The sequence below is a fragment of the Streptomyces sp. NPDC103540 genome, assembly GCF_055584445.1.
The window spans coordinates 392085-403443 of the sequence record NZ_JBVJMA010000008.1 but is presented as its reverse complement, the minus strand read 5'-3'; the positions used below and the strand labels follow the sequence as shown (position 1 = coordinate 403443).

Genomic DNA, 11359 nt, shown 5'->3' with positions numbered 1-11359 from the left:
CCCGCGGAGCGGGTACCTGAGCGCTGCGCGCTCAGGACTGAACGGCCTCGCTGCGCTCGGCCGGGCCCTTCGGGCCGAGCTCTCCGCTTCGCTCCGAGCAAGGCCGGCCCGAAGGGCCGGAGTCCTGCGCTTCGCTGCGGACTGGCTCTGGTTCCGCTGCGCTCCACCAGAGGGGGCCCGCTCCGCGGGCCCAAGGACTCCCGCGCTCCGCGCAGGAGGTGACCCCGTTTCACGGGGTCCGAGTTTGCGCTCAAAGTGGATCAAGTGCTCGGAGGAGATACCTCCTGCCGCGTCTTCCCAGTCGCTGCCAGACTTCTCGACTGGAACGTCATGGACAGAATGGGACCTGCTTTCGCCCGGACCTACCGCACTCCACGTGCTCGACCCTTCGCTGCCCATAGCAGCTGTCAGGGTCTGCCGCTTGCCGGAACTGTCCATGTAGACAAACGTAAAGGCGTAGTCGCACGTAGCCGTCGTGCTGTTCGTTATCTGGAACTCCACATGCATCACGGAGGCGCCAACACCCCTGGCGGTGCTTATGCCCTCCAGGTCACCCCGCGCATCGCCGTCGCTGCAAGCCGCATTCTCTGTGGGGCCTCCCGAACATCCAGCCACCAGAACAAACGGAAGTAAGAGGGCAGCAACCCTGGGCTTCAACATGCCCAAAAGTTCACCCTCCTTGCCGCAAGGCTGTCAAGGACATGGACCGTGGTGGTAGCCGCGTGCGGCACAGGGAAAACCTTCATGGCAGCACGGCTCTCCGACCAGCCAGGGGCGGCGGGGTCCTGGCGCTGCAACCAACCCTGAGGGCCACCGGACTTTGTCACACCCCATCTGATTCAATTTCGCTATAGGATAGATTCGGGAATCAAGCCCTTGCCACGGATCGAACCCCTGACTACGTAAGAGGTGTCATTTTCCGAAAGAGCTTGCCCACAGCCCCTGACCTGCGGTGATGGAAGATCATCAACTTTGGCGGGTCCCACCTCCGGCATACCCGGTCCCCCGCCCAGTACACCTTTGCAAGCACCTGTGGAGCCCCCTTCCGGTACAACCCCGAACGGCGGCCGCCAGCCAGGCTTGCCCAGCCCCGCCCGTACATCGAGGAGAGACCCCGGCCGGAACGAGCGAGCGCCGGCCCGGCACCCCGCCGGGAACCGGGCCTGACACTGATTCCCAATCATCGTTGTCAAGCAGTCGGAGTGGTGCGGGAGGACGAGCTCGTGGTCAGGGGCGTGTGCCGTGGCGGTCCTCTGTGCCAATGCCGAGAGCGGCTCGGGCATCGCCCAGACGCTCTCTGGACTCGGCTATCCACTCTTCGCGCATGTCGAGCGGCACGGAGACAACGATCTGGGTGCTGGGCCCGTCATGGACTTCGACCACGTAGGGGTCGTCGGCAATGAATCGGAGGTAGGCCGAGCGGTCGGATCGGGGCCAGTCCACCGTGAACGGCTCGTCGAGGTCGGCCCCCTGCTCGTTCTCCTCGATGGCGTCCAAAAGCAGGCCCCAGTCCGAGAGGTCCTTGGAGTCGAACCCGAGATAGACGGTTCCGTTCACGAAGCCGCTTGTGACGACGGCTTCCGCGCCGTAGTACCGGACGCCCCTGCTTTCGAGGGTGGGCTCGGTGGAACGCAGGCGAACGGTGACGCTCTGGTTAAGGTCGGCCAGCCGGATCAGTTCAATCGCATCGGGCTGTGTGTTCGTGTCCATGGCCAGGAACCTACGGCAGGCGCTCGGGAGCGACTCCGACGGGTGTGCGTTCCGCGTCCGCTGACAGACACGTGGTCGTCATGCCGCGGCTGGTTCCGGTTGGGGCGGCTGGGCTGTCCATCGGCGTTGGTCACGGATGAGTGCCCACAGAACGTCGAGACGACGGCGGGCGAGCGCGAGAATCGCCTGCTTGTGGCTCTTGCCCTCGGCTCGTTTGCGGTCGTAGAGGGACGACGTCCCGGGCGGGGGACGGCTGCGGATCATCGGACTTGGGGCGGGGTCCGGTGCCGAGCCGGCGACGCGTGCTGCTCATCGCGGGACCGGCCCGGCCCCACGGTGACTTCACCGGGTGCCCGGTGAGGTTGCCGAAAACCTCACCGAAAACATCCCCAGTGCAGGTCAGCGGGCTCCGAGTACCCCCACCTCGCGGACGTCGACCGTGAACGCGGTCCGGCGGCCTTCGGTGAACTCACCGGCGTCCCCGAGGGCCGGAGCCTGCAAACGGACGGTCCAGGTGGACGTCGCCGTGCCCGCGTACCGCCCGCCGGCGACGGATGACAGCCGCTTCGCCGATCCGGCACGCCCACGATCAGCCGGCGGCCGCCGCCGGGCCGGTCCCGAACAGCGGCACGTCGTCCGCCGTGACGTCCAGGCGCAGCCGTCGGGTGGCGGTGGACGCCGCCGTGGTCGATGGCCCGGTCCGCGCTGATCTCGGCGACCTGCTCGGGGCGGACGAGGAGAGCGTCCAGGACGTCTCAGGACCCCCATGCGGAGGCGAAGCGGACTCCGGTCCACGGATGGTCGGGGGCGGCGGGCGTGAGGTGTTCGGCGACCTGGCGGACCCGGTCCGGGCGCAGGGGTACGGTGCGTCCGACCGTGCGGAGTCGGCCCGTCGGGTCGTGGCGGCCGAGGAGGACGGCGATCCGCTGTTGTCGGTGCCGCCTGGCAATATCCCGGAGGACCACCACCTCAAGGAGATTCATGAGCACCTGGGACGTCGGCCCCTTCGACAACGACACCGCCGCAGACTTCTGCACCTCCCTGGACGAGGCCACCGAGGCCGATCGGCCCGGACTCATTCGGGACGCACTCGCCCGCGTCCTCGACGCCGACGGCCCCCTCGACCAGCACCTGGCGGTCGAAGCCGTCGCCGCCGCAGCCCTCGTCACCTCCCAATGCCCCGGCGGCCAGCCCATCACCAGCGCGTACGGACCCGACCTGCCCATCCCCGCACTTCCGGCCGAACTCCGGGACATCGCCGTTCGCGCCCTGGATCACGTCGAAGCCGAACCCTCCGAGCTCCGCGAACTCTGGGCCGAGACGGACAAGTACCTCTACTGGCTCCGCACCCTGCAACTCCTGCGCAGGGTGCTCACCTTCCCCACGCCCCAGCCGGTATCCCGTTCCTGGGCCAGGATCGACACCTGGATGCAGCAGCACGCCCCCACCTCCTACGCCCTGCTCGCCCCGCCGGCCGACCCCTCCGAAATCGAAGCCACACAGCACGCGATGGGGGTGCGCTTCCCCACCGACCTCCTGGAGTCACTAGCCTGCCACAACGGACTCACCCAGTGGGCCAACCTGCTCCCCGACCAGCCACCCATGTCCGTCACAGGAATCCTCGACCACTGGCAGATGTGCGTTGAAATCGCCGGAGACGACACCGACCTGACCGAAGCCTCGGAACCGGGCGGAGAACCCTGGTGGCATCCACTGTGGATCCCCTGGGCACAGAGCGACGGCGACTCCCAAATCATCGACATGCGCGAAGGCCCCAACAAGGGCCGCCTGGGCAGTGCGGCACACGACGACACCGGCCACTTCAACGACGGCTGGCCCTCACTAGCCACCTACCTGACCGCCGTCGCCGACGCCCTCGACCACGGCGGCGAAGTGGATGGAGACATGCCGTACCTCACCCCTCAGGGACAGCTGTGGTGGACCTTCACCAACGAGACCGAGTTGAACGGAGAACCCCTCACCCCGGCACCCACAACGGCCGCACACAGCACCCCACCCCGCCCGTAACGCTCCGCCGACAACATGGACGCGGACGGATCGCCCGCGCTCCTGACCCTAAACAACGCCGACTGGCACGGGCGAGGCAGCCGATCCCCAAGGGGCGACCGGACAGCTCACCCACCGGATGGACTGCGCCTGCGGGGACGTACGGGCCCTCTACCCGGGCAAGCCCCCCTCCATGGACCGGGGCACCGCCACCCACCCCACCGGCATCCACGAAGCCTCCACCACCACGACCACCGCATGGCCCGACAGCACGGCCACGACATCACCGGCCCCTGGACCGTCCTCGACGAACACACGAAGCGCGCACCCCTCCGCGACGACAACACGCCCGTGCACATCCCCGTCGTCAACGACCCCAACCGCCGCCCACCAGACCTACGACGACAACGAGCACCAGGCCCTCACCGACAACACCGCCGTCACCGCCGCCGAGCAGCACGACCAGGACCACGCCGACGCCGAGGGGCACCAGGAGCACGGCGACGTCGAGCAGCACGCCCCGGACAGCACGGCCGCGTCCAGGACCCCGGGGACGCCCCGGAGCACGGGGACGTCGACGAGGACCAGGGGCACGACGAGGAGGGCGAACGGTGGGCGGCGGTGTCCCTCGAACGGGTCACCGCGGCGGGCCTCGACGCGGACCCGGACGATGTCGACAAGGCCTTCGGTGAGCATGTGCCCCACGGCGGCCGGCCAGCCGAACTCCCCGGCACCACAACGACAGGAGCACCCGCCCGTGATCCCCCAGGGCCGCCTCGCCCTCACCGAGGACGACATCGCCACCCTCACCGGCAGCTCCCTCAAGACCTGGCGCCGCAACCACGCAAACGGCTTCCGAGCCCGCGTCCCCGTCGTCAACCCCGGTGACCGACTCCAGCTCTACGACCGCGAACAGGTCCTTCGCCCACCTCGCCGGCCGGTCCCTTCCGTCCCTGCCCAAACCCGGCGAACACCCCGACGGCCTCCTCACCGACCGCGAAGCCGGCGATGTCCTGGCCATCAGCGCGGCCACCGTCCGCGCCTACGCCACCAGCGGCCACCTCTCCCCCGGCATCGAGCTCTACGACCGCCGCTGGTGGCCCCGCCAAGAAGTCGACACCCACCGCGCCGCCGGCGACCAACGCCGCGCCCCTTCCACCACCGCCATCCAGGCCCTCACCCACCAACTCACCGACAACGGCCCCGCGCCCACCGCCACCGAGCCGGCCACACGCGACGGCATCAGCACCCGCACCGCCCAACGCCGCATCAACACCGCACAAAGCCGGCTCGCCGCGAGCACCGACACTCCGGCCGGGTGAGCGCATGTCCGCCGACACCTACCTGGTCGTCCGCTGCGACGCCGCCGACCCCATGGCTGCGTAGGTGACAGTGGAGAACGTTTGTCGTCGGGTACGGAGAACAGTTGCTTGGCCGAGAGCGGCGGGATGTTGTCGAGTTTCGGGAGCGCCGAGGCGACACGGAGATGGTGGCAGGCGTCGATCGTGTGCCAGCCGTCATACATCTGCGGGCCGGTTGTCGTACCTGGGTTCTAGAGTCCGGCACATGTCCCGCCACACGCCCAACCGTCCGGTGGATGTGGAGAGCCTCTTTCCCGAGTTGCTCCCCTTCCGCCGCGAGTCCGTCCGCCTGCACCCACGTCCCGGCTCTCCGACCTGCAAGGACAGTTCCGTCGGAGGTCCATTGCTCTGGCCTGCCGCGGAGCCATGGCCGGTGTGCCGGGAAGAGCACCACGCCATGGACTCCGGCGATCCGGAACCCGCTGTACCCCTCGTTCCCATCGTGCAGGTCCATCGTGTCGATGCGCCGGGCGTGCCCTTTCCCAAGGGGACGGACCTGCTCCAGGTCTTGTGGTGCCCTCACGCGCATGGCGACTTCGGCTACCCCTTGCCCCAGGTCCACTGGCGGGTCTCTGGCGCCATCGGCGGCGTATTGCCCACCCCGGAACCGGCGGCCGGGCTTCCCGAGAACTGGTACCCGGCTGCCTGCGCGGTTCACCCCGAGCAGGTGACCGAGTACCCGAGCTGGGATCTTCCTGCTGCCGTCTACGACGCGCTGAGAGACCGCTTCGACACGCTGCTGGCAGAAACCGGCATGCGGTACTCCTACCACCTCGCGGAGGCCCCAGGGATCAAGCTAGGTGGCTACCCGGGCTGGACGCAGGAACCGTACTGGCCCGACTGCGAAGGGTGTGGCAGGCGAATGGAGCATCTCCTGACCGTGGCCAGCTGGGAATTCGACGGCGAGTCCTGGCGTACGTGGCTTCCCGAAGAGGACCGGGTCGACGAGAACAAATCGGGCGGCCTGCGCTGGAAGGGCGAGGCTCACAACCCCGCCGGACTGTGCCTCGGCGACGCCGGAGGCGTCTACATCTTCGAGTGCCGTACATGCCCAGAGCGCCCCATCGGACACTGGTTCGACTGCTCGTGACCGCCGGGTTCGCCGTGCCTGCTGCATGGCACGAGCACACTGCGAAGGAAACCAGCCGGCCGTTCTCGGAACTCGGCAACACGGATCTACGCCGGATGAAGGTGCTCTCGGCATTGGCCGACGAACGTTCTCGGTTCTCGACGACATAGCCAACCTCTCGGAGGAGGCCGCCGCGGCCTCCTCCGAGAAGTAGACCGCGGCACCCCCCACCTGCCATTCAGTGCCCATGCGCGCCCGTTCGCCGCGCCCCTTGGGCCGGGCAGACCTTGCCGTGCGCGAGGAGCCAGCGCCCCACCGCGCCCCGATCGAAGACCGGCGCCGGCGCCCGCGAACCGGCCGCCGGCGGCGGCGGGAAGTCGGCGTGCCGGCGCCGCCAGGCGCTCACCGTCGCCCGACTCACCCCCGCCACGACGGCCACCACCGCGACCGGCACGACGTCACCCGCCCCGGTCGGCGCCGGCTCCCACCGGGCGAGGTGCCTTCGCCTGGCTGCACCAGTTCAAACGGCTCCGCACCCGCTACGAACGACACGCAGATCTCCACCAGGGCCTGCTCGAACTGGCCTGCAACCTCATGCGCCTCCGCCGCCTACGAGCCTCATTCTGACGTAATCCGTTTGTTGCGCTGCCGGTCGCGGTGCCACGCCGGGCGGGCAACCATGCGGCGATTGGCACGGGGTGTTGCATTCTCTTTACCAGTGGATCGAGCGACCGGGGGGGCGCAATGTGGTCAGCGGTGTCGTCGGGAGGCTTTCTGCCAGGGGAGCGGTTCGAGTGGTTCTCGGATCTCACCTCACGGGAGGTGATCCCAACCGCGCTCAGCACCGATCGTCCCGCAGACTTCGAGGCGGAGGCGGCCGTCCTGGAGCTGGGGGACGTCCGGGTGGCGAAGTTCGCGTTCTCACCGCTGCGATCGAGACGCACGCTGGCCTTGATCCGGCGTGGTGACCCCGAGCAATACCAGCTGGCGCTGATGCACTCTGGTACAGCATCCATCTCCCAGCACCGCAACGAATGCAGCATGGGGGCTGGGGATTTCGCACTCTGGGACACCTCACGGCCGTATCAGGCGGACCTGCGCAACAGTGCGGGCTCGGTAGGGCTACTGACGCTGCAACTTCCCAGAAGCATCCTTCCGCTGCCTGCGAAGCACATGGACCGCCTGCTCGCCTGTCCCATACCGAGCAAAGGCTCGACAGCGGTCCTGGCTGCCTTCCTGCGATCCCTCGAAGCGCACGCCGCCCAGTGTTCACAGCGGGAGTTGAGGCGTCTCGGCTCAATCGCCGTTGACTTGTTGGCCTCCAGCCTGGCTCAGAACCTGGACGTCGAGGAACAGCTCCCCGCCGAGGTTCGCGTGCGGGCGCTGTTGCAACGGATCCACACCTTTATCGATGACCACCTCGGTGATCAGGACCTGACCCCCGCCGCGGTCGCATCCAGTCACAACATCTCCGTGCGGACGCTCCACCAGCTCTTTCAAGGAACAGGGGAGACCGTCCAGGCCCGCATACGGCGGCGCCGCCTGGAGCGGTGCCGGGCCGACCTCCTCAAGACCGGTCACCTCGCGCATCCGGTCGCGGTGATCGCCGCCCGATGGGGATTCAGCGGCCCAGCGGTGTTCAGCCGCTCCTTCCGGGAAGCGTATGGGACGAGCCCGACCGACTTCCGCGCGCTGAGCGTCAAGGAAGCCCGCGCTCGCTGCATAGTCCGGTGATCATTCGCTTTCTAGTCTTGGCGTCGTCCGATCGGCATCAGTAGAAAACGGGAGGAATCACCATGAGGAAGAGACTTGTACAGGTGGTCACGGCCGCAGCCGCCATGCTCACGTTCGGCCTGTTCACCGCCGCTCCGGCGAGCGCGGCCTCGGCGGTCTGCGAGAGCTGGGGTGGTGTGTGCACCAGCGGCTCCGTGCCGGCGAACGCCAATCGCCAGGTCTGCTTCTCCGGCACCCACAAGGCCCTCGCCTACTGGGGTCGGGCTGAGCTGTGGGACGCCGACACCGGCGTCATGGTCGGCTCCTTCGCCAGCAACGCCCATGAGACCAAGAGCCGTTGCGTGAGCGGCCTCTACGGCCAGCACTACTACGAGCGCGGCACCGGCGGCTACTTCTACGGCAACGTCTGGAACTGATCCACAGGGCTGGCCCTTGAGCGCCATGGCGCCCGCTGGACCCACCCGGCGGGCGCCATCCCACGCGAGCCCACGGCCCCAGAAGAGCATGACGCCTGGCCGTGTAGCCCATCGATCAGGCCCACGGCTCCGACTCATTCTGAAACGATCAGTTATCCGCTGGGGCCACGACGAGCACAGCAGCGAGTACTACTTCCTTACCAGCGACCCGGATCCGGGCAACTGGGAGATCGTGGTCGGCAGCGAGTGCGCGCAGTGGTACCGCACCAGTGGCAGCTTCACCGACTTCCTGATGCGCTGCTTCGACGGCCTCGACCGGGCCCCGTTCATGGACCGCGCCTGGCCCGGAGGCGACGCTCGCTACAAACCCTTCGATATGTAGTGCTGTTCACGGAGGGTTGCCATGTCGGGCCGTCAGGCTGCTGCTTGCAGTGGTTTGCCGCTCCAACGGACACCTCGCTCGCTGCGGATGCGTGCGCGTTCGCGTCGTTGAGCTGACCACGATATCCCGCAGGCCGGCACGCGCCTGGACGAGCTCGTGCAGGACGTCGGCACGGTCCGCGGAGACCGGTACCAGGACCTACTGCGCGACCGCCACCGCCTGCTGCCCCACCCACCCCGCCGCCGACATCCCCTCCCGGTCGGCGGCCGCACGTACGACCGCCAACTCGGCCGGCCTGCTGACGGTGCGCCGGCACCGCAGGCTCCGCAGGCGCGGGCCGGCCGGGCGCGGTACCGGTCGACCTGGAGGTCACCCTCGCGCTCCCGGTACCAGAACGCGGCCTCGATCCCACGACGCCGGTCCTGCCGCTCGGTTGCGATCTCTCGCTTTGCGGTGGTGGGGGTGGTGTCGGCCGGCAGTGTGGTGGCTGGTCGGGGGTGTGGTGGTGGGAGTGTGACGGGTGTGCGTACGGATTTGTGTCCGGTGTGTGGTTGGCCGCCGTTGCCGGTGGGGTTTCTGGTCGAGGGGACGGTGCGGTTGGGGCGTCGGCGGTGGTGGTCGGGTTGGTTGGTGATCTGCGAGGCCTGTTACGTGGCGGGGGCTCCGGATCCGGTGACGGGTCTGTCCCGGCCGGCGTCGGCCCGCCGTTCGGAGACGGTGGAGTGGTGGAACCTGGTGGGGCGGGGGGAAGTGATGGACCCCGCACCGTGTGTGGTCTGCGGTCAGGTCGTCGTCCGGCGTGCCGAGCCTCTGATGACGCACGTGTTGTGTTCGCCGGCGTGCCGCACTTCCCGTATGCGGATCCGTAACGGCGGACGGGGTTCGGGCCGACCGTGCGCGGGCTGCGGTGTCGAGGTGACCTCCGGGCGTGCCGACGCCCGCCACTGTTCGCCGGCTTGTCGGCAGAAGTCCTACCGCCGCCGGCTCGCGCAGGACCCACACGCACAGCCGTAACGGTTCCCGGCGGTGTCACGGTTATGCGCACGAGTCATGGGGGAGGGTGCGCGTTACGGGTGTGCGTGCGAGTCGTGGCCGGGGTGGGCCCGTCGTCTCCTACGCGTGCCGGATGTCTCGTACATGTACCCGTAACGATCCCTGGACCGGTGATCGAGCGGTACCTCGCCTCGGGTGATGAAGCCAAAGCCCACCGGGTGGTGCTCGGCGAAGACAGCGGCATGGAAGGCGGCGGGCGCCGTAGCGACCGCTGGGCACGATGTCGTCGACAGCCAGGCGGGGGCGGGTGTTTGGCGTTTCGGGCGAGCACGCCAGAATGCCGCCCCCGATCCGAAGGTCAGGGGCGGCAGCGGCTGGGTCACCAGCCCGTCATCACCGCGCCGATGGGAAGCGGCGCGGCGATCAGGACCAGTGCCTGCAGCACGGTCCGGGTGCGCGCACTACGCCTGTTCAAACAGGAGGCCGCGAAGGCTGCTATGAGCGCCACGGGGAAGAGCACCGGTATCGCGTCCCACGCCTCCGGGCGTGCCCCGCCGACGAAACCGGCCATCCACGAGCCGGCGAGTCCGGCCAGGAGCGCGAGGAGCGCCTTGCTTGTGGTGAACCAGTCCCGCTCCATCAGCTCCACCAGATCCCCGAAGCGGGTTCCCGCTCGGTATCCACGTATGGCGGAGACGACGAAGGCGACGAGCAATAGGGCCGCCGCGCCGAGAACCACCCAGCGCACGATGGCTGCCGTCGTATGCATGTTCATCTCACCAGCCGTCCATCCTTGCGCTGTTTCACCAGCAGTTCTTCATGACCCCGTCGATGCCGAGAATCTCCGCGGCAATACCGCCGAGCCCCGAGCCCGCCTCTTCGAAGACCTCGGCGATCCCCTTCTTGAACGTCTTGCCCATCTTCTTCTTGGACTGGATCTTGTTGACGACCTTGGCGACACCGCCGAGCTTGTCGATCGCCTTCTTCGTCTTGTAGATCTTGCCGATGGCGAAGATGTTGGAGCCCACGGCGAGGAGGATGCCGCGGGCACAGCCGCCGGCGCTGAATGCCCGCTTGTGACGACCGCCCTCCCCGGCCGTCGGTGCGTGCTCCTCAAGCCACTGCACGGTGGCCGCATCGCCCTGTTCCAACACCTCGTCGGGGATTTCGCTGATGAGCTTCAGCGCTTCCTCGATGCCGGCCAGGTTCTGCTCGTCGGTACCGGTGATCCCCTCCAGCGCGCCGCCTGTGGACAGGGCAACGGAGGAGGACGGGGCAGCCGGTGCCGCGGCGTGCGCGGCACCGGTCGTGACGAGAACCGCGGAAGCGGCGAGGAGGGCCACAGCGGCGGCACGGCTGCGCAACGGGGCACCACTGCGCGAGTTGACGAAAACGGACATATTGCTTTTTCCTTAACGTTCATGAAACAGCCGGAACCGCACGCCATGTGGGTAGGCACCTGGGCGGCGGAGCGGCCTGTGTACCCCCCGGCGATGCGCCGGGGGTGAAGCAGGCGCCCGCGGATCGAAGCCGGATGATGCCGGAGTCTCGGTGGGCGGCCCTGCTGAATGATCATCGAGGGCGGTCGTTGCGATCCGCCATCCACTGGTCGGCGGGAACGCTCCCCCGCCGAGCGGCGGGGCCGAAGACTCTCCTCCCCCTCCCCCAGGGCCTCTGGCCTGGGCTG

The 11359-nt window shown here is 68.3% G+C and carries 11 protein-coding genes and 2 pseudogenes; 7 read left to right on the top strand and 6 right to left on the bottom strand.

The window, feature by feature from the left end; genetic code table 11:
- Nucleotides 1-1227: 1227 nt before the first annotated feature.
- The 3 genes and pseudogenes from ACZ6ZI_RS21945 to ACZ6ZI_RS21935 form a co-directional block, all read right to left on the bottom strand.
- Nucleotides 1228-1710 carry a DUF5959 family protein gene (locus tag ACZ6ZI_RS21945; protein WP_469523436.1) on the bottom strand — a complete coding sequence of 161 codons (483 nt, stop codon included), beginning with the start codon at nt 1708-1710 and terminating at the stop codon, nt 1228-1230.
- Nucleotides 1711-1788: 78 nt separating this feature from the next.
- Nucleotides 1789-1938 (bottom strand): annotated as a pseudogene (locus ACZ6ZI_RS21940) (IS110 family transposase); the annotation flags it as partial.
- Nucleotides 1939-2465: 527 nt separating this feature from the next.
- Nucleotides 2466-2693 carry a hypothetical protein gene (locus ACZ6ZI_RS21935; RefSeq protein WP_469523434.1) on the bottom strand — a complete coding sequence of 76 codons (228 nt, stop codon included), beginning with the start codon at nt 2691-2693 and terminating at the stop codon, nt 2466-2468.
- On the opposite strand from ACZ6ZI_RS21935, the gene ACZ6ZI_RS21930 reads away from it, so the two are divergent.
- Nucleotides 2692-3738, top strand: coding sequence for a DUF4259 domain-containing protein (locus tag ACZ6ZI_RS21930; protein ID WP_469523433.1), 1047 nt, complete (start codon nt 2692-2694; stop codon nt 3736-3738). The genes ACZ6ZI_RS21935 and ACZ6ZI_RS21930 overlap by 2 nt on opposite strands.
- Before the next feature lie 346 nt (nt 3739-4084).
- Here the strand turns inward: ACZ6ZI_RS21930 and ACZ6ZI_RS21925 are convergent, their stop codons facing one another.
- On the bottom strand, nt 4085-4234 hold the full coding sequence (locus ACZ6ZI_RS21925; RefSeq protein ID WP_469523432.1) for a hypothetical protein: 150 nt from the start codon (nt 4232-4234) through the stop codon (nt 4085-4087).
- A 367-nt stretch (nt 4235-4601) separates the two neighbouring features.
- Between ACZ6ZI_RS21925 and ACZ6ZI_RS21920 the strand changes: the two genes are divergently transcribed.
- The 6 genes and pseudogenes from ACZ6ZI_RS21920 (at nt 4602) to ACZ6ZI_RS21895 (ending at nt 8679) form a co-directional block, all read left to right on the top strand.
- Nucleotides 4602-5039 carry a hypothetical protein gene (locus ACZ6ZI_RS21920; protein ID WP_469523430.1) on the top strand — a complete coding sequence of 146 codons (438 nt, stop codon included), beginning with the start codon at nt 4602-4604 and terminating at the stop codon, nt 5037-5039.
- 244 nt (nt 5040-5283) lie between these two features.
- Nucleotides 5284-6168 (top strand): YwqG family protein, encoded by an 885-nt coding sequence (locus ACZ6ZI_RS21915; protein ID WP_469523428.1) that lies wholly within the window; start codon nt 5284-5286, stop codon nt 6166-6168.
- Between the two features lie 477 nt (nt 6169-6645).
- Nucleotides 6646-6774: pseudogene (locus tag ACZ6ZI_RS21910) on the top strand (IS5/IS1182 family transposase); the annotation flags it as partial.
- Between the two features lie 117 nt (nt 6775-6891).
- Nucleotides 6892-7881, top strand: a complete 990-nt coding sequence (locus ACZ6ZI_RS21905; RefSeq protein WP_469523427.1) for an AraC-like ligand-binding domain-containing protein — start codon at nt 6892-6894, stop codon at nt 7879-7881.
- Between the two features lie 62 nt (nt 7882-7943).
- Nucleotides 7944-8297: a hypothetical protein gene (locus ACZ6ZI_RS21900; RefSeq protein ID WP_469523426.1), complete on the top strand. Its 354-nt coding sequence runs from the start codon at nt 7944-7946 to the stop codon at nt 8295-8297.
- Nucleotides 8298-8385: 88 nt separating this feature from the next.
- A complete protein-coding gene (locus ACZ6ZI_RS21895; protein WP_469523424.1) occupies nt 8386-8679 on the top strand; it encodes a hypothetical protein in 294 nt (97 codons plus the stop codon).
- A gap of 1372 nt (nt 8680-10051) precedes the next feature.
- On the opposite strand, the gene ACZ6ZI_RS21890 is transcribed toward ACZ6ZI_RS21895, so the two are convergent.
- A complete protein-coding gene (locus ACZ6ZI_RS21890) occupies nt 10052-10447 on the bottom strand; it encodes a hypothetical protein (RefSeq protein ID WP_469523423.1) in 396 nt (131 codons plus the stop codon).
- A 28-nt stretch (nt 10448-10475) separates the two neighbouring features.
- A complete protein-coding gene (locus ACZ6ZI_RS21885) occupies nt 10476-11072 on the bottom strand; it encodes a hypothetical protein (protein ID WP_469523420.1) in 597 nt (198 codons plus the stop codon).
- Nucleotides 11073-11359: the final 287 nt, after the last annotated feature.

Bases quoted from the DNA above. Each gene is read 5' to 3' on its own strand.
- ACZ6ZI_RS21945 (WP_469523436.1), bottom strand. From the start codon at position 1,710: ATGGACACGAACACACAGCCCGATGCGATTGAACTGATCCGGCTGGCC.
- ACZ6ZI_RS21930 (WP_469523433.1), top strand. From the start codon at position 2,692: ATGAGCACCTGGGACGTCGGCCCCTTCGACAACGACACCGCCGCAGAC.
- ACZ6ZI_RS21935 (WP_469523434.1), bottom strand. From the start codon at position 2,693: ATGAATCTCCTTGAGGTGGTGGTCCTCCGGGATATTGCCAGGCGGCAC.
- ACZ6ZI_RS21915 (WP_469523428.1), top strand. From the start codon at position 5,284: ATGTCCCGCCACACGCCCAACCGTCCGGTGGATGTGGAGAGCCTCTTT.
- ACZ6ZI_RS21905 (WP_469523427.1), top strand. From the start codon at position 6,892: ATGTGGTCAGCGGTGTCGTCGGGAGGCTTTCTGCCAGGGGAGCGGTTC.
- ACZ6ZI_RS21900 (WP_469523426.1), top strand. From the start codon at position 7,944: ATGAGGAAGAGACTTGTACAGGTGGTCACGGCCGCAGCCGCCATGCTC.
- ACZ6ZI_RS21895 (WP_469523424.1), top strand. From the start codon at position 8,386: ATGACGCCTGGCCGTGTAGCCCATCGATCAGGCCCACGGCTCCGACTC.
- ACZ6ZI_RS21890 (WP_469523423.1), bottom strand. From the start codon at position 10,447: ATGAACATGCATACGACGGCAGCCATCGTGCGCTGGGTGGTTCTCGGC.
- ACZ6ZI_RS21885 (WP_469523420.1), bottom strand. From the start codon at position 11,072: ATGTCCGTTTTCGTCAACTCGCGCAGTGGTGCCCCGTTGCGCAGCCGT.